The organism is Paenalkalicoccus suaedae, from assembly GCF_006965545.2.
Classification (GTDB): Bacteria; Bacillota; Bacilli; order Bacillales; family Salisediminibacteriaceae; genus Paenalkalicoccus; species Paenalkalicoccus suaedae.
On the sequence record NZ_CP041372.2, the window covers coordinates 3,515,085 to 3,532,056 of the forward strand.

18 protein-coding genes are annotated in these 16,972 nt (G+C 46.4%); 2 read left to right on the forward strand and 16 right to left on the reverse strand.

Annotation, left to right across the window (positions count from 1 at the left end; genetic code table 11):
* Positions 1 to 28: 28 nt before the first annotated feature.
* The 16 genes from atpA to FLK61_RS18005 all read right to left on the reverse strand — a co-directional run bounded on the left by atpA (position 29) and on the right by FLK61_RS18005 (position 15,562).
* Positions 29 to 1,528, reverse strand: a complete 1,500-nt coding sequence (gene atpA, locus FLK61_RS17930) for a F0F1 ATP synthase subunit alpha (RefSeq protein ID WP_176010719.1) — start codon at positions 1,526 to 1,528, stop codon at positions 29 to 31.
* Between the two features lie 11 nt (positions 1,529 to 1,539).
* On the reverse strand, positions 1,540 to 2,094 hold the full coding sequence (locus FLK61_RS17935; RefSeq protein ID WP_176010720.1) for a F0F1 ATP synthase subunit delta: 555 nt from the start codon (positions 2,092 to 2,094) through the stop codon (positions 1,540 to 1,542).
* Positions 2,091 to 2,588, reverse strand: a complete 498-nt coding sequence (atpF, locus tag FLK61_RS17940; protein ID WP_176010721.1) for a F0F1 ATP synthase subunit B — start codon at positions 2,586 to 2,588, stop codon at positions 2,091 to 2,093. Before atpF ends, FLK61_RS17935 begins: the two co-directional genes overlap by 4 nt.
* A 99-nt stretch (positions 2,589 to 2,687) precedes the next feature.
* Entirely contained in the window at positions 2,688 to 2,909 is a 222-nt protein-coding gene (atpE, locus tag FLK61_RS17945; protein ID WP_176010722.1) for a F0F1 ATP synthase subunit C, read from the reverse strand.
* A gap of 88 nt (positions 2,910 to 2,997) precedes the next feature.
* Entirely contained in the window at positions 2,998 to 3,696 is a 699-nt protein-coding gene (gene atpB, locus FLK61_RS17950; RefSeq protein WP_176011296.1) for a F0F1 ATP synthase subunit A, read from the reverse strand.
* A gap of 78 nt (positions 3,697 to 3,774) precedes the next feature.
* Positions 3,775 to 4,149 (reverse strand): ATP synthase subunit I, encoded by a 375-nt coding sequence (locus FLK61_RS17955; RefSeq protein WP_176010723.1) that lies wholly within the window; start codon positions 4,147 to 4,149, stop codon positions 3,775 to 3,777.
* Positions 4,146 to 4,379 (reverse strand): AtpZ/AtpI family protein, encoded by a 234-nt coding sequence (locus FLK61_RS17960; protein ID WP_176010724.1) that lies wholly within the window; start codon positions 4,377 to 4,379, stop codon positions 4,146 to 4,148. The genes FLK61_RS17955 and FLK61_RS17960 overlap by 4 nt, the downstream gene beginning before the upstream one ends.
* A gap of 313 nt (positions 4,380 to 4,692) precedes the next feature.
* Positions 4,693 to 6,750 (reverse strand): S8 family serine peptidase, encoded by a 2,058-nt coding sequence (locus tag FLK61_RS20270; protein ID WP_176010725.1) that lies wholly within the window; start codon positions 6,748 to 6,750, stop codon positions 4,693 to 4,695.
* A gap of 69 nt (positions 6,751 to 6,819) precedes the next feature.
* Positions 6,820 to 7,857, reverse strand: coding sequence for an HD-GYP domain-containing protein (locus FLK61_RS17970; protein ID WP_176010726.1), 1,038 nt, complete (start codon positions 7,855 to 7,857; stop codon positions 6,820 to 6,822).
* 1,085 nt (positions 7,858 to 8,942) lie between these two features.
* Positions 8,943 to 10,085, reverse strand: coding sequence for a non-hydrolyzing UDP-N-acetylglucosamine 2-epimerase (wecB, locus tag FLK61_RS17975; protein WP_176010727.1), 1,143 nt, complete (start codon positions 10,083 to 10,085; stop codon positions 8,943 to 8,945).
* A gap of 26 nt (positions 10,086 to 10,111) precedes the next feature.
* Complete coding sequence (gene upp / locus FLK61_RS17980; protein WP_176010728.1) at positions 10,112 to 10,741, reverse strand: uracil phosphoribosyltransferase; 630 nt, start codon at positions 10,739 to 10,741, stop codon at positions 10,112 to 10,114.
* A 280-nt stretch (positions 10,742 to 11,021) separates the two neighbouring features.
* Positions 11,022 to 12,260: a serine hydroxymethyltransferase gene (gene glyA / locus FLK61_RS17985; protein ID WP_176011297.1), complete on the reverse strand. Its 1,239-nt coding sequence runs from the start codon at positions 12,258 to 12,260 to the stop codon at positions 11,022 to 11,024.
* Positions 12,261 to 13,243: 983 nt separating this feature from the next.
* Complete coding sequence (locus tag FLK61_RS17990) at positions 13,244 to 13,792, reverse strand: TIGR01440 family protein (protein ID WP_176010729.1); 549 nt, start codon at positions 13,790 to 13,792, stop codon at positions 13,244 to 13,246.
* A 12-nt stretch (positions 13,793 to 13,804) separates the two neighbouring features.
* Positions 13,805 to 14,245 carry a ribose 5-phosphate isomerase B gene (rpiB, locus tag FLK61_RS17995; protein WP_176011298.1) on the reverse strand — a complete coding sequence of 147 codons (441 nt, stop codon included), beginning with the start codon at positions 14,243 to 14,245 and terminating at the stop codon, positions 13,805 to 13,807.
* Positions 14,246 to 14,248: 3 nt separating this feature from the next.
* A complete protein-coding gene (locus FLK61_RS18000) occupies positions 14,249 to 14,908 on the reverse strand; it encodes a low molecular weight protein arginine phosphatase (RefSeq protein ID WP_176010730.1) in 660 nt (219 codons plus the stop codon).
* A gap of 117 nt (positions 14,909 to 15,025) precedes the next feature.
* On the reverse strand, positions 15,026 to 15,562 hold the full coding sequence (locus FLK61_RS18005) for a manganese efflux pump MntP (RefSeq protein ID WP_176010731.1): 537 nt from the start codon (positions 15,560 to 15,562) through the stop codon (positions 15,026 to 15,028).
* Positions 15,563 to 16,020: 458 nt separating this feature from the next.
* Here FLK61_RS18005 and FLK61_RS18010 point away from each other — a divergent pair, with 458 nt between their 5' ends.
* Positions 16,021 to 16,524 carry a GNAT family N-acetyltransferase gene (locus FLK61_RS18010; protein ID WP_249777632.1) on the forward strand — a complete coding sequence of 168 codons (504 nt, stop codon included), beginning with the start codon at positions 16,021 to 16,023 and terminating at the stop codon, positions 16,522 to 16,524.
* Between the two features lie 17 nt (positions 16,525 to 16,541).
* Positions 16,542 to 16,949 (forward strand): hypothetical protein, encoded by a 408-nt coding sequence (locus FLK61_RS18015; RefSeq protein WP_176010733.1) that lies wholly within the window; start codon positions 16,542 to 16,544, stop codon positions 16,947 to 16,949.
* Positions 16,950 to 16,972: the final 23 nt, after the last annotated feature.

Genomic DNA, 16,972 nt, shown 5'->3' on the forward strand with positions numbered 1-16,972 from the left:
GACACCTCGTTCGTTTATGCTCTGCTCCTTACTGGAACGTCTTTTTGAATGCTTCAATTGCTGCCTTCATCTCTGCATCTTCAGCCAGGTTACCTGTCGTCTTGATGTGAGTAAGAAGGTCATTATGGTTATGCTCAAGGAATGTAAACATTTCAGACTCGAAGCGTGAAATATCTTCGACCTTTACGTCATCCAAGAAGCCTTTTGTAAGTGCGAATAGAATGAATACTTGCTTTTCTACAGCTTGAGGCATGTGAAGTCCTTGCTTAAGTACTTCTACTGTACGCGCACCGCGGTTAAGCTTAGCTTGCGTAGATGCATCAAGGTCAGATCCGAACTGTGTAAATGCTTCTAGCTCACGGTAAGACGCGAGGTCAAGACGCAATGTACCAGCTACCTTCTTCATCGCTTTAATCTGTGCAGAACCACCTACACGGGATACGGATAGACCCGCATCTACGGCAGGACGTACGCCAGAGAAGAAGAGGTTAGATAGAAGGAAGATCTGTCCATCTGTAATCGAGATTACGTTTGTTGGAATGTAAGCACTGATATCTCCAGCCTGCGTCTCAATAAACGGAAGTGCCGTTAATGAGCCGCCACCCTTTGCATCAGATAGCTTCGCTGCACGCTCAAGTAAACGGGAGTGCAGATAGAAAACATCCCCTGGGAATGCTTCACGACCTGGAGGACGACGAAGTAGTAAAGAAAGCTCACGGTAAGCTGATGCTTGCTTCGTTAAGTCATCATAAATAACAAGTACGTGCTTGCCGTTATACATAAATTCTTCACCCATTGTTACACCAGCGTATGGTGCTAGGAAAAGAAGTGGTGCCGGCTGAGACGCACTAGCAGTTACAACGATTGTGTAATCAAGCGCTCCGTGCTGACGTAGTGTTTCTACTACTCCTGCAACAGTTGATTCTTTTTGACCAATTGCTACATAAATACAGATCATGTTTTCTTCTTTTTGGTTAATGATTGTATCGATTGCAATCGATGTTTTACCAGTCTGACGGTCTCCGATGATAAGCTCACGTTGACCACGACCTACTGGGATAAGTGCGTCGATCGCTTTAATTCCCGTTTGAAGTGGCTCGTGTACGGATTTACGATCCATAACACCAGGAGCAGCGCCTTCAATTGGGCGTGTTTTTGTTGTATTGATTGGGCCTTTACCATCAAGTGGTTGACCTAGTGAGTTTACAACTCGACCGAGGAGCTCGTCCCCAACTGGTACTTCCATGATACGTCCAGTACGACGTACCTCATCTCCCTCACGAATATCGACATAAGGACCTAAGATGATAATACCTACGTTGTTCTCTTCTAGGTTTTGTGCCATACCCATGACACCATTATTAAACTCAAGTAGTTCACCGGCCATAACGTTCTCTAGGCCATGTGCAATTGCGATTCCGTCACCTATTCGGATAACGGTACCTACATCATTGACTTCCATTTCCGTTTGGTAGCCTTCGATTTGTTGTCTCAGTAAAGAGCTAATTTCATCGGCTCTGATGCTCATATCGTTCACCCCTATCTACTTACGTTACCCGCGACCATGCGCGAATGTATACGTTCTAATTGATTGGCGACTGTGCCGTCGTACACGGTATCTCCGATGCGGACTTTAATCCCGCCAATGACGTCCTTGTCTACCACATTATGAATAAAAAGCTTCGCCTTAGAAGCTCTTCTAGCAAACGTTACGGCGATAGCTTCCTTCTCTTCTTCTGTTAACTCTTTTGCAGTATAGACTGTCGCCTCTGCAATGCCTTGCTGTTCATACGTTAGCGTTTGGTAGCTTTCTACAATTGACGTAAAGAGTGATTCACGCTTGTTGTCAATAAGAAGCTGAAGCAGGTTAACGACTGGTGTGCTAACCTTGCCACTAAACGCATCTTTGATGATGGACTTCTTTTGTTCGTCCGTCATTTTTGGGTGCCGGAACACTTCGTCAAGAAGGTTCGTATCTGTCATCGCTGTCTGAACAGCCTTAAGCTCTTCAAGCGTTTGATCAAGGCTGTTCTGCTCGCGTGTTAAGTCGAATAACGCCGAAGCATAACGGAAGCCTATTGGATCTCTTCTCATAGGTTTCCGCCTACTTCTTTAAGCGTTTCCTGGATGAGTCGCTCTTGCTCCTTCTCATCTAGCTCCTTCTCAATAACCTTCGATGCGATAAGAACAGATAGTGTCGAAACTTGCTCACGAAGCGCGGAGATCGCTTGCTCCTTTTCCGTGTTAATTTCTTTCACTGCATTATCTTTCATTCGCTCTGCTTCAAGACGTGCATTTTTGATAACATCTTGCGCTTGCTGATCGCTCATCTTCTTCGCATTTTCCACGATTTCTTTCGCTTCCATACGAGCCGCTTGAATAGCTTCGCGCTGCTCCTCTAAGTATTTCTCAGATTCTTCGCGATTCTTTTCAGCGGAAGCGATTTGATCAGCAACGTGTTTTTCGCGCGTTTCCATCATATTCATGACAGGTCCAAACGCAAACTTTTTAAGTAATAGTAGAAGTACACCGAACGCAACTAGTTGGTACAGCGCATTCCACCATGCAATTTCAGTTATATCAAACAACGTTGTCGCCTCCTTTTCACTCCATCATCGATACAAAAGGAATGGCGAAGAGTGTAAAAGTACGTTCTCCGCCATGTGCCTGTAGGCGTCTATCGCCTATTAAATGTTACCTAATAATAAGAACGCAATTACGATTGCGAAGATAGGTAGTGCCTCTACTAACGGTACACCGATGAACATGATTGTTTGTAGTGGACCGCGCATTTCTGGCTGACGAGTTACTCCCTGAAGTGTGTTAGCAACAACGATTGCTACCCCGAATGCTCCTGCGATCGCTGCTAAACCTGCTACAATACCTACTGCAATAGCTACTAAACCCATAATAAAAAATCCTCCTCTAAGATACTTGAAATTATTGTTTGCTTTATTAAATAATTCGCCCTAAGCTAGAGCGCTTATTTACAGAAAATTAGTGCTCTTCGTTCACTTTGTGTGCCATGTAAACCATCGTCAGCATACAGAAGATGAATGCCTGAAGGGATCCGATGAAGACACTGAATGCCTGGAAGATAACAAGTGGCGCAAACGCCCCGATCATCCAGAAGATACCTGATGTACCTAGACCAACTAACATCATAAGGATAACTTCCTTCGCATAGATGTTAGCGTAAAGACGCATACCTAGCGTTAATGTGTTGGCAAAGTCCTCAATCACCTTAAACGGTGCCATAAAGAAGGCTGGTCGGAAATAATCCTTCCCGTATTCCTTAGGTCCTTTGAGCTTGATACCGTAAATGTGTGTAAGGATAATGATAAATGCTGCTAATGAAATCGTTAATACTGGATTTGACGTTGGAGAGTTCCACCAAACATAGTGATCTCCACTAGTCGCAAGCTCGAACGGTACCCCTAGCATATTTGCCACGAAAACATACAGGATTAACGTAAGTCCTAACATAATGAAGCGTGAGCCGGTTTTCCAGTCCATATTTGCGCTAATAATGTTTTTAACAAATTGGACAAGATACTCAAGCGCATTTTGTGCTCCGGTCGGATACATTTGGATTTTACGTGACATGAAGAAACACACGAAAAATACAATTGCCATAGAGACAGTAACCATGAGCATATTAGGTACGTTAAGCGGAATACCTAGGATATCAATCATGTAATATTGTGTATCCAATCTTGTTTTCACCTCTCTCTCTGATGCATTGAAAGCCCCAACTGACAGCAGAAGCCCACGTTATCGTAAATGCTTAATTTGTAAAATCGGATCAATAAGAAGGATGACATACGTGACAGCAAGTCCGACAATAACGCCCGTTAAATCAAAGACATTTGGGAACTGCTGTGCAAGTACTAGTGCCACTACAACGATCATCAATCTTCCTACGGTCCCGATTGAGAAACGATACTTGCGGTCTGCCTGCATCTGGCTAATGCGCTTCACCTGAAAATATGTAGTAATAAGATTCAGTAAACTAAAGCTCGCACCAAGGGCAACTCCGAAAAAGAATCGTGACATGGAGGTCATAACTGCGATGACGACAAGCACGGCAATAATAATCAGCGTATACGTGACATAACGCTTTGCTATGCGTTTATAGTCATTCATCATGTAGAATCGTCCTCCAAAAACTGTTGCACCGTCTTGTAGATGCCATAAGATGTAACGACTAAGCCAATGAGAAACCCGAGCACAAGAAACAGGCCGCTGCCGTCATAACGGCTGTCGAGCCACAAGCCAACTATAACGCCTAACAGAACTCCCCCGATTGTATACGCCGAGATTGTTGACATAAGAGCAAATGCTTTCATTGCCTTTCTGTTGCGTGGTTGTTGTGCCATTTGTATACGTCCTCATTTCACTTTTGCGCACCATACAACTTATACCATGTGTTATCGTACAATAGTCGCCCATGAGTGTCAACCTCATGAAAGCGCGTCCACCCTACGCTCACAAAGCATATACCGTTTTCATTTCTCCTATGTAAAAATGTGAGAAAATCCTGTGTGCACGCTTTCTATTATACATAAGTTTGTGAAAAATGTCTGTTATATTTGTAAGAAATTTAATTGTGAATTTTTTGTGAAAAGATAGCCGTGCCATAGGTTTAATGGCACGGCTCTAACGGTTTAGATAAACCTCTTTATTTTGTGATTAAGGAGTGCTTAACGCTTCTGCTCCAACTAGATAGACTTCTTCCATGCCATCGCTTTCTGCTCCCTTTGTTGCTGTTAGCGAAACAATATACGTTCCTGCTCCAACGTCCACATCCACGCTCGTTCGATAAATCCCTCGCTTTACCTGCTTTTCGTCATGAAGCACACCAATAAAGCTACGTGTCACGGAATCATAAAGCGTAACCTGAACATGATCTGCTCCTTCTGGTAAGTAAGCTTCTACAGATAGTCCTCCATGCTCTTCCTGCTGAAGCATGAATGACGTGACGCGAGGATAATCTGGTTCATCCACGATCCATGAGATAGGAACGTCAATCGCCTCATCACTATCAACGATGTTTGCTTGTAACCAAGCTGTATGAATCCCTGCTACCTGCGCTTGTAACGAGACAGGCAACGTCACTTTTTTCGTCTCTCCTGCAGAAAGGGTGACCTCTAATGCGTCCGTTATTTCTGATGTGATACGCAAGGTTTGAGGAGTGTCCGTCACATTTTGCATATGAAGCGTAAAGGGTTGATTATCTCGAAGTGGCTCTGGCGTCAAGAGAATGGTGGCGTCGAGCGCGGCGTTAATATCGAGTCTGCCTGCTCCTTGCGCGTAGGCTGGGAGTGGATCTCCTTGGTCATCTGTGAGTAGTTTGGCGGAATTAATGAGTGCTGCTTTGATTTGCTCTGGGGTCCAGTCGGGGTGCTTTTCTAAAAGCAGTGCTGCCGCTCCAGCTACGTGTGGCGCTGCCATACTTGTGCCGTTTAAGCTTGTATATCCATTTGGGGTAGTGCTATCAATTTGCACACCTGGTGCTACTAGGTCTGGCTTCATTTCCCACGTGTGGGTGACTGGTCCTCGGGAGCTAAAGGGGGCTACGGTGTCTACGACGAGGTGATAAATGGTGCGAAGGGGTTTTTTACTATCTTGGATAAGCTTGGCTTGATCATTCGTAATTGAGGCCACTGGCAGGTTGATGGATTCTTCGAGCATACCAGCAAAAATGCCTTCTCGATTATTTGCAATAAGGAGTGCTTTCGCTCCATTTGCTTTTGCAAAGTTTGCTTTATCCGTAAAGCTGATGCGCCCTCGCTTCACGAGTACAATTTTCCCAGCCACGTCCGCACTTTCGTAATCCGCTTCCTCGCCATAATCTAACGAAACGATCTCATAAGCGCGGGTGAGGGTCCACGGCGCTGCGCGAAGCATTGGCTCGAGAGGAATTTCTTTGTCATTTACGTGAATCGATGGGAGCCTAAGTGGTGGTGTCGAGGCTCCCACGGAGATGGCTTTTGAGGACGTTCCCGGAGATCCAACACTCCATAGACCAGGACCACTGTTGCCACTTGACGTGACGGCCACGATCCCTTTGTCTACGACTCGATCCAGAGCAACACTCGTTGGCCAGTCTGGTCCATTAACCGCATTCCCTAAAGAAAGGTTAATGACATCGACACCCTCTTTGACTGCTGCATCAATAGCTCGAAGCACCTGCTCTGTCGTCCCCATCCCCATAGGACCGAGAGCGCGATACACGTAAAGATCCGCTTCAGGCGCAACTCCTTTGATGCGACCATTCGCTGCGATAATACCCGCGACGTGCGTCCCATGAAAGGTTGCTGGCGACTTTGTCTCCATCGGATCCTTATCACCGTCAATAAGATCGAGCCCACCTTTATATTGTTTAGCAAGGTCAGGGTGCGTGTAGTCAATCCCCGTATCAATGACCGCGACCTTCACACCTTTCCCCGTGTAGCGCGACTCACGAGCCTCATTCTCATAAACAAACGGGACACTTTCCGCGAGCTTCGGCGCGTACATATTATTCTCTTCTACCATCATCCCTTGAGCCTTAAGAGCGTCAGCCTGACTTTTTGTGATCTCGGCAGAAAATCCGGTGAAACCTTCCGAGAACTCATAGCGAGGCGTGATCCCAAGTGACTCAGGTGTGGCAGTTGTCTCAATCACATACACACTCGTTTCTTCTTTTGCATAAGCCTGTATAGGTAGTACACATACTAAAAGTAATATGATAACGACATATCGCATGACTGCCACTCCTCTCTTTCCATAGCTTGCGTTAGAGGAGTGGAATGATACAAGGTGAGTCCTTCCACCTTAGTAAGGAATGTGAATCAAATTAGCAACACTTACCGATAAATTTGTCGGCAATCGTTTATCATTTTTAGGGTCTCCATCCGTTAATGTCGGGAGTGTAGGAGCATTATCGTACACACTTTTCACGGCTAGCTTTTCTCCATTTGTAAGCTCTACGATCGATTTCGCTGGGAAGATTTCCAACAGCTTACACAGTTCATAAAGGAGATCATGCGCTACCCAGCGCTGTTTACCTAATATCATTTCAAGCGCTTTAGGCGCAGGGAAAGCTTTTCTGTACGGTTTAGGTAACGTGAGCGCAGAGTACATGTCTACTATAGAAAGAAGCTGACTTTCTCTTAAATACGGTCTACGCTCTCCTGCCTTCACATAAAACTGCCTAAACTCTCCATATGCTTTCACATATGCCGTTGCCTGCTTATCTACGTAGAGCTTTTGTAAAAGTCGATACCCATCTCCAATGTGAGCGCGTAGCTCCGTCAGTTCATCGGCTGTTAAAGGCGACTTATGCAAGATTTCCGTTGGTAACGATGTTTTACCAATATCATGGAGAAGACATGCCTGCGAGAACGCATGAATATCCGTTAGGAGCAGACGTCTCGCCAATAAGCTCCCGAAGATAAACGTATCAAAGGTGTGTCTCAGCGTTAAAGGATCTGTCGCCTCCATTCGCGCGACGGCCTGCCGAATTCCTGGATCCTCCATATGCATGACAAATAAGCCTTCGATCCACTTAAAGTCCGCCATTTTATGGAGCGAATTGCCGTAGCGGCGCTCTTCACCAACATGTGTGAGCATGTCAAAAAACGCCTTCTTTGCCACTTTAGCATCTTCTAAGGTAGGCTGCTTTTTTAATCGTCCTATGTAGCTTTTGTCTTCTGTCACGGTGACATGCGTGATCTTTTGTTGCTGGAGCAAATGTCTGATCCGCGGCGAGAATCGCCCTCCTGCTTTCATCAGTAATCTACCCTGCATGTACAAATCTTCGGCGAGAAAATACCGTTCGTCTGCTTGGTTTACATGGATATTTACGAGCACGTTGTTACCTCCCTAGCGAGTTTGTGTAGGTTTATTGTATGGTACTTTTATCCTTTTATCATCTGCTTTGTTGTAAGATTAGGAAATTTAAGACTTTTTGCTTACTTTTTTATACAGAAATAGTAGTTGTTTTAATATTCTGTAGGGCAGGGTCAAGCAAGATCAAGGTCAAGGTCAAAAGCAGGACCTCCGGTCCTCCTTCGCTCCCGGCTGGCGCTTTCCTGAGGGGCTTGCTCAACTATTTCGAGCGGCCAAACCAATGGCCGATCGAAAGGATTTTCGCTGCGCGGAAGTGCCCCTCTAGGAGACGCCAGCCTTCGCTTCGGAGACCCGGAGGGTAACGGTTCCTTACTATCTTTTTAATGATTTCTATTTACTAGGCGAAAGATCGTTGCCTAGCTTTTATAAAAATGAGATGGTGTTGGTAAAAGTATTACCGTTCACCTTTTTTATATAGTTTCACTCTATATGATTTTAAAGAGCTAATTGCTGAAGAGCTTGCTGTAAGTTCACGAGCTAGACTCTGTGAATTCAGTGCAGTTTTGTAAATTTATTTGACCGTCTGCATTTATCGGTCCACCGTGTGCATTTATTTTGACCATCTGCATTTCAACCTCCACCGCGTGCATTTCCACCCTGCCGGTGTGCATTCTCCACCGCTCTGTCTGCATTTCACCCTCGTTCGTGTGCATTTATTTTGGCCATCTGCATTTCAACCTCCACCGCATGCATTTCCACCCTGCCAGTATGCATTCTTCACTCCGCTGTCTGCATTTCACCCTCGTCTATGTGCATTCCTTCCCCCACACAAAAAAGAACTCTTCTAATAATAGAAGAGCTCTCGTCCTTACATATAACGTATAACTGATTTTAAACAAGCAACACTTTATTAACCCGCTCAGAGAGCTGGCAGACCCGGGAGGACACCCGAAGACAATCCATGGGAGCAGGAGGTCTTTGAGATCCCACAGGAGGCGATCTTTGCCTCCGAGGAAGCTCAAAGGCCGACCCCATAGATGTCGCAGGGTGTCCGTAGGGCTGACAGCTCGGAGAGCTGCACTAAAAATAAGTGGCACTTCATTAATTTAAGGTCTAAAGCTTTCCGGACGATCGTCACGCAAACCATAGAAGTACTTGATCGCCTCTACGATACGCTCTGATGCACGACCATCGCCATAAGGATTAGACGCCTTTGACATTGCTTCAAAAGCCGCTTCGTCTGTTAGAAGCTCTTTTGCAAGCGAGTAAATGTTCTCTTCATCTGTACCAGCAAGCTTTAACGTACCTGCCTCAATACCTTCTGGACGCTCCGTCGTGTCACGTAAAACAAGCACAGGCACACCTAGTGACGGAGCTTCTTCCTGCACGCCTCCAGAATCCGTTAGGATAATGTGCGCGCGTGATGCGAAGTTATGGAAGTCGCGTACGCCAAGTGGCTCAATTAAATGAATGCGAGGGTCGTTACCGAGTACCTCATCCGCGAGCTCGCGCACGACAGGATTTAAATGCACAGGGTAGATGACCTGAACGTCATCGTGCTCTGTAACAATACGCTTGATTGCAGAGAACATATTGCGCATTGGCTGACCTAGATTTTCTCGACGGTGGGCTGTGACAAGAATGAGCTTATCGTCGCCTAAACGTCCGAGCACATCCGACTCGTAGTCGTCGGTGACTGTCGTGTGAAGCGCATCAATCGCTGTGTTACCAGTAACAAAAATGCCTTCCTCTGCCTTGCCCTCAGCCGTGAGGTTCTCGTAGGACTTCTCCGTCGGGGTGAAATGCAGGTCGCTGATAACGCCTGTAAGCTGACGGTTCATCTCCTCTGGGTACGGTGAATATTTATTCCACGTGCGCAGACCAGCCTCGACGTGGCCGACTGCAATTTGGTTATAAAACGCCGCGAGACTTGCAACGAATGTTGTCGTTGTATCCCCGTGCACGAGCACCATATCTGGTTTTACACGCTTCATTACTTCATCTAATCCTTGCAGGGCACGTGTCGTGACATCCGTCAGCGTTTGGCGCGATTGCATGATATTTAAGTCCTCATCTGGCGTGACACCAAAGATTTCTAGTACTTGATCAAGCATTTCGCGATGCTGACCTGTTACGGTCACGATCGATTCGAACTGTTCCTCTTTCTCTAGCTCTAAGACGAGCGGGCACATTTTAATGGCTTCTGGCCTTGTCCCGAAAATCGTCATGATCTTTTTACGCTGACTCATTCAGACACATCCTTTGTAAGGTGAGATTACTTCGTACCGAATAGGCGATCTCCTGCGTCTCCAAGACCAGGAACGATGTAGCCTTTTTCGTTTAGTTTTTCGTCTAGTGCTGCAAGATAAATATCTACGTCAGGGTGCGCTTCCTTCATCGCGTCCACACCCTCTGGCGCTGCAACTAAGCACATCAGCTTAATGTTGACCGCTCCACGTTTTTTCATCACATTAATCGCCTCAATCGCGGATCCACCAGTCGCAAGCATTGGATCCACTACGATAAAGTCGCGCTCCCCAGTATCGTTCGGAAGCTTCACGTAATATTCGACCGGCTTTAGCGTCTCCGGATCACGGTAAAGACCAACGTGTCCAACTTTAGCTGCTGGTACAAGCTCCATAATCCCGTCAACCATGCCAAGGCCCGCACGTAAAATCGGTACGATCCCAAGCTTTTTACCTGCGATACGCTTGCATGTTGCCGTCGCAACCGGCGTCTCGACTTCTACCTCTTGGAGCGGAAGCTCACGCGTAATCTCAAATGCCATCAGACCCGCGATTTCGTTCGTCATCTCGCGGAACTCCTTCGTTCCAGTATCCTTATTACGAATATACGTAAGCTTATGCTGAATTAATGGGTGATCAAATACAAATACCTTCGCCATCAAAATCCACTCCCTCTTCTAAGTACGGCTTTCGCCCGTTTCTGACACACTCTTTGAAGATTCTACTCCAAGTTCACGTTCATTTCAACGACTTTTGTGAGAAAATCGTGTCTCTCTGATCATTGCGTGTCACTTCTCTTGGTTTTTTGCAGATTGCATGTCATTTCTCTCATATTGCGCGTCACTTCCCCAAAACGCGCACCCCCACCACATTTTCCACCGCACAAAAAAGAGGTGCTTAAGAAGACCTCGCAAGGCCTTTTTAAACACCTACCATCTATTATTCTGTGTACATTGGGTACTTGCCAGTAAGCGCCGCAACGCGAGACTTCGCGTCTGCAATCGTCGCATCGTCCTCTGGATTCTTCAACACGTCTGCGATAATGCGCCCAACCTCGGCCGCATCCTCTTCCTTAAAGCCACGAGACGTAATCGCCGCCGTACCGATACGCAGGCCGCTCGTCACAAACGGGCTCTCCGGATCAAACGGAATCGTATTTTTATTCGTCGTAATATACACATGATCAAGCGCTGCTTCCGCAACTTTTCCGGTCAAATTGAGGCTACGTAGATCTAAAAGGACTAAATGATTATCTGTACCGCCAGAAACAAGGTCAACGCCGCCTTCAGTTAGTGCCTCGGCTAGCGCCTTTGCGTTTTTAATAATTTGCTTCGAGTACGCTCCGAACTCCTCTTGTAACGCTTCGCCAAATGCAACGGCTTTTGATGCAATGACATGCATAAGTGGTCCACCTTGCAGCCCAGGGAAGATCGCTTTATCAATCTTTTTACCATACTCTTCTTTAGTTAAAATAAGTCCGCCACGCGGTCCGCGTAGTGTCTTGTGCGTCGTTGTCGTAACAAAGTCTGCATACGGGATTGGGCTTGGGTGATCGCCAGTTGCAACAAGTCCAGCAATGTGCGCCATATCTACCATTAAATATGCACCGACTTCGTCCGCAATTTCGCGAAACTTTTTAAAGTCGATTTCACGCGGGTACGCGCTGGCACCTGCAACGATCATTTTCGGCTTGTGCTCCTGCGCCTTTTCACGCACGTCTTCGTAGTTGATATAACCACTATCTTTATCCACGCCGTATTCAACGAAGTTATATTGCTTTCCACTGAAGTTAACTGGGCTACCGTGGGTTAAGTGTCCGCCGTGCGATAGGTTCATTCCAAGTACCGTGTCGCCTTGCTCAAGGAATGCAAAGTAAACAGCCATGTTTGCCTGTGCACCAGAGTGCGGCTGTACGTTTGCGTATTCCGCTCCAAAGATTTCCTTCGCGCGATCTCGCGCGATGTCTTCGACAACATCGACGTGCTCACAGCCACCGTAGTAGCGTTTGCCTGGGTATCCTTCTGCGTATTTGTTTGTTAATACGGATCCTTGCGCTTCCATGACTGCTGGGGAAACAAAGTTTTCGGATGCAATAAGTTCAATATTGTCCTGCTGGCGCCCAAGCTCCTTATTCATTGCTTCAAAGAGCTTTGCGTCCTGTGCCTGAATGTGACTCAATTTACCAGTTGCTGTCGTCATAATCAAAAACCCTCCCTAAATCTTGAACATGCCTCGTTCTTCGTCCATTTTATCGTTTTTGCGAGTTAAAGGCAAAGGTTTCTGAAGAAGTCAGGCTAATGGTTGCGCTTTCAATTTAGAAAAGACGGTTTTTATTCACAATTATGTGTCGAATGTTCGTGAATTCGGTTTAGTTTCGATCAACCTTGAAGATCTAGAGATTAGCCCTTCGGGCTAAATTGATCAAGTTCTAGCTAGTTAAGTACCTAAGCTCTTCGAGCTTCAATTGCTCAAGGGCTAACTCGTTTAAATCTGCTCTCCGAGCTGTCAGCCCTCCAGACACTCTACGACATCCATAGGGCCGGTCTTTGAGCTTCCTCGTCGGCATGGTGCGGCTGTCGCCTTACCCTAAACGCCTCCTGTGGGATCTCAAAGACCTCTTTCCCCTATGGATTGTCTCCGAATGTCCTCCGGGTCTGCCAGCTCTGCGTTTGATTTAAAAAGTGCATGAGAAAAGAGCCTTCCTCTTTGTGGGAAAGCTCTCACTTTGTTTGGAATTATGGTTTCAGATAAGTTGCTCTTGGGCAAATAGGATTTTCATGTACCATATTTGAGATAAATGTACCGTGTACAAAATAAATGTACCGTATTCAGAATGAATGTACCTTAAGGGCTACTTTCTTTACTAAATGTACGCTATGCGAGATTTATGTACCGTATAAAAAGTTTTTGTACCATACATAAGATAAATCTACCGCGAGCAAGTGATTCTCATAAAGCTAGATAACGCCCTTTTTCTTAGTGATAGAATCTGCCGACGAGTAGGCTCAGGCACTGACCCTACTAATGTCGAAGGGTGTTCGCAGAGCTGACTACTCTGACTTAGGAAGCGCCAGCCGGGAGCGCAGGAGTACCGAACGTTCCATAAAAAAGAGGAACAGCATGATATTCACACGCTGTTCCTCTTTCATTATTCTACTTATTTAATACTGTGCCCTTGCACCACCGATAAGCTTTGGTCGTGTTCGTGCAAATGTGACGTGCGCGTCTCCGATGCTCTTGATAGAAGTGCGCACTGGCACAGCTACCTTCTTGAGGTGCATGCCGATAAAGGTGTCGCCAATGTCGATACCGGCGTGAGCCTGAATATCTTCGACTAAAACGGGGTCTGTCATTTGCTTGTGAGCAAATGACGCCATCGATCCGCCTGCGGATGGGACAGGAATGACAGAGACGTCTTCTAATCGGTAATGTTCTAAGCAGTCGCGCTCGATCAAAATCGCACGATTTAAATGCTCGCAGCACTGAAAGGCGAGGTAAATGTCGTGCTTATTACGGAACTCATCTAAAGCTTTATAGAGCTCTGTTGCGACATCCATCGAGCCTGCTTTGCCGATATGTTTGCCGATGACCTCACTTGTGCTTGCGCCGATGACTAAAATTTGTCCTTTTTTTAGCTGTGCCTGCTCCTGTAGCTCGTCGAGTGCTTTGGCGAGCTGCGGTGCTAGGCTGCCTGTCCATTCTGTCGCCATCTGAGACACCTCCTATTTTGTTTCGTATACTTCGATCTTTTCGATGCGACGACCGTGACGTCCGCCTTCGAATTCTGTTTCGAGCCATACTTTAACGATTTCCTGTGCTAGACCAGGACCGATGACGCGCTCGCCCATCGCGAGGACGTTGCTGTCGTTGTGCTCGCGCGTTGCTTTTGCTGAGAATAGATCGTGAACGAGGGCACAGCGGATACCTTTTACTTTATTCGCTGTGATCGACATACCGATACCCGTTCCACAAATGACGATGCCGCGGTCTGCTTCTTTATTTGCAACCATTTCTGCTGCGGGGAAACCGTAGTCAGCGTAATCGACTGAGTCGGCGCCGCCGGCTCCAACGTCTACAACCTCATGACCGAGTTCCTCAATGACTGGAATTACTTGTTCCTTTAAAGCGTACCCTGCGTGATCAGATGCAATAACAATTTTCATCATTTATCCTTCTCCTTTTTCTAGCTTGGCTAAAAGTTTTGTGATCGCTTCTTCCATTTCTTTATATGTCGCTTCGTACTGGGCATCATCGCCACCGAATGGATCTTGAATATCAAAGGATGGCAAGTCCCACTCAATGCGATCGATCGCGACTTGATGTGGATGAAGCTGTTCTAATAGTTCTTCTTCTTTGCTATTTTGGTTATTCATATCGTTTGTCTCATTATAGCGTTCAATTTTATCTTGGTTTGCCGTGACAAACTGTGCACGCTTTAGCTCCATTTGCACGTGGTGCTCGCGCAGTTCCTCGATTTTCTGTAGCGTATTAGAATCGTCCAATACATACTCCTTCAGCGTAAAAATCTGATCAGCGTATGTAGGATACTGCTCAATTAGCATTTGCTTGTGTGCGTTTGTCATCGCAAGTGTAAGGTCGGACCACTCGAGCAGGTCAGGCGATACTCCCTGAGACTGGTGGCTCTCCATCATACCTCGACGCGCGAGAACCTGGCGAGAGCCTTCTGACATTGGCATGCCTTCCATGCCATGGACTCCCGCAGACTGCGCTCTAAAATCTTCGTTCTGCTTTTTATTCTCAAAAATAACCTCTGCCATAGGACTTCGGCATGTGTTACCTGTACAAACAAATAATACTCGTTCCATCCGCTCACTTCCTTAATCTGATGTTTCTTTTACGTTTCCCGAGTTAGATGAAAATCAATCATCTCTCTGCCTCTATTTTACCACAAAAACGCGGGCAAATCGTTCCACACGATTTTCTTACGTAAAAAGCATCGACACGCCAAAGCCAAGGAGGACAAGTCCTGCGAGCCATTCGAGCGAGAGGCTTGTGAGTAGCTGGAGTCGTCTGCCGAGCACGAGTCCGAGCGCAGTTAGTGCCATACTAAATGTTCCAAATAGGAGGAGTAAGAGCATGGTCTCCCTGCCAGCCGCGGCCATGCTAAAGCCTGTCGAGAAGCTATCCATGCTCACCGACACAGCAAACACCAATAGCCCCATTCCTTTGGGGGAAAATAGGGTCGAGCCGCTTCTAAAGCTTGCGATAATCATTTGCAGTCCGAGTACGATGAGACCGAGCGCTCCAAGGATGACGGCGATATGTCCAATGTGGAGGCTCAGGAAATGTCCGAGTAGCATGCCGATGAGCGGTAAAAAGATATGGCACGATCCCACGAGTGCGCTTGTTATCGCAATTCGTCGTGTGGATAACTTGTTAACACCTAGTCCGAGTGCGATCGAAAAGGCGTCGATACTAAGGGCAAATGCGATCATTGAAGCTGACAGCCAGTATTCCACATGCATCCTCCTCACTTTGTTCGGTACAAGCTTATGTGGGAGGTGTGGGAAATAGACGTGTTGATTGCCTAAGTGCTGACTAGTTAAGCCCAAGTGCCTTAGCTCTTCGAGCTGTCAGCCCTACAGACACTCTACGACATCCATAGGGCCGGTCTTTGAGCTTCCTCGTCGGCAAGAGTCGACTGTCGTCTCCTCTTAAGCGCCTCCTGTGGGATCTCAAAAACCTCTTTCTCCCTATGGATTGTCTCCGAATGTCTTGCGGGTCTGCCAGCTCTGCGTTTAATTTAAAAAGATTCGTTCAAAGCACGTTATTCATTACAAGACTTTTAGTCATAGTTAAGTTCGATTGTCGCTATTTGGATTTTAACTTCCATATAAAAGTTACCCATGATAAACTAAATGTATCATTTTTTCCCATAATGAACGTTACGATCTTTTTTAAAGGGGGCGAGTTGTTAATGGACATTAGGTTGGCTCGGTTGGAGGATGCGGAGGGGATTGTCCGTGTTTGTACAGATGCATATCGGCATACATATCCAGGGATAATTGCGGCTTCGCATATCGAAAAAACGATTAAGGAATTTTATAACCTGGAGCGGGTTGAGAGAGAAATTACGGATGTTTCTGATGCGTGGAACGGATGGTTTGTGGCTGTGGATAATGGGCAGGTTGTTGGTGCAGCTGGTGGCGGATTTACTGCGGATAGCGTGGCGGAGCTGTTTGTCATATATCTTGATCCGGCAAGAAAGCGCGAAGGCATTGGGAGCAGACTTTTGACTGCTGTGACAGATGACCAGCGGGCGCGCGGGGCGAAGGAGCAGTGGGTGTCTGTACAGAAGTACAACGATATGGGCATTCCTTTTTACGAGGCGGTTGGATTTGAGTATCAGGAGGAGCGCCCGGCTCACGGCTATTCCGAGGAAGAGGGGTACAGATCTCTAAGGTATAAACGGAGGATTTGATGAAAGGGAGGATATAGTTGAAATTTAGATTAGTTCTTTTACTACTTATCGGCTTTGGATTACTTGTCGGGTGCAACAACTCCCTTTCTTTTGAAGAAAAAGAGAGAGCTGATCTCGATGCTGATACACAGAATTTTTTCTCGCTAGTGGATTCAGACGGTGTACATGTCCGCACGAGCGCAGAAAACCATGAAGCTGTTGTATATATAAATACTTCTAACATGGGAGACGAGTATGTCACAGACTTTGACGTCTATGCAGAGGATTCAACCCTATTTTTCTCCTACAAGACAGAAAGCGTGTCAGACTCCTCTGAGAAGCTCGTTCATGAACACTATTATGTGGTCAACCAAGATCAAAGCTACGAAACACTTCGGTTAATTGAGAACGGTGAGGAAACGTATTTTGATACTCTAGGTTATTAGCTGTTGCCTACAAGACGGTTGAT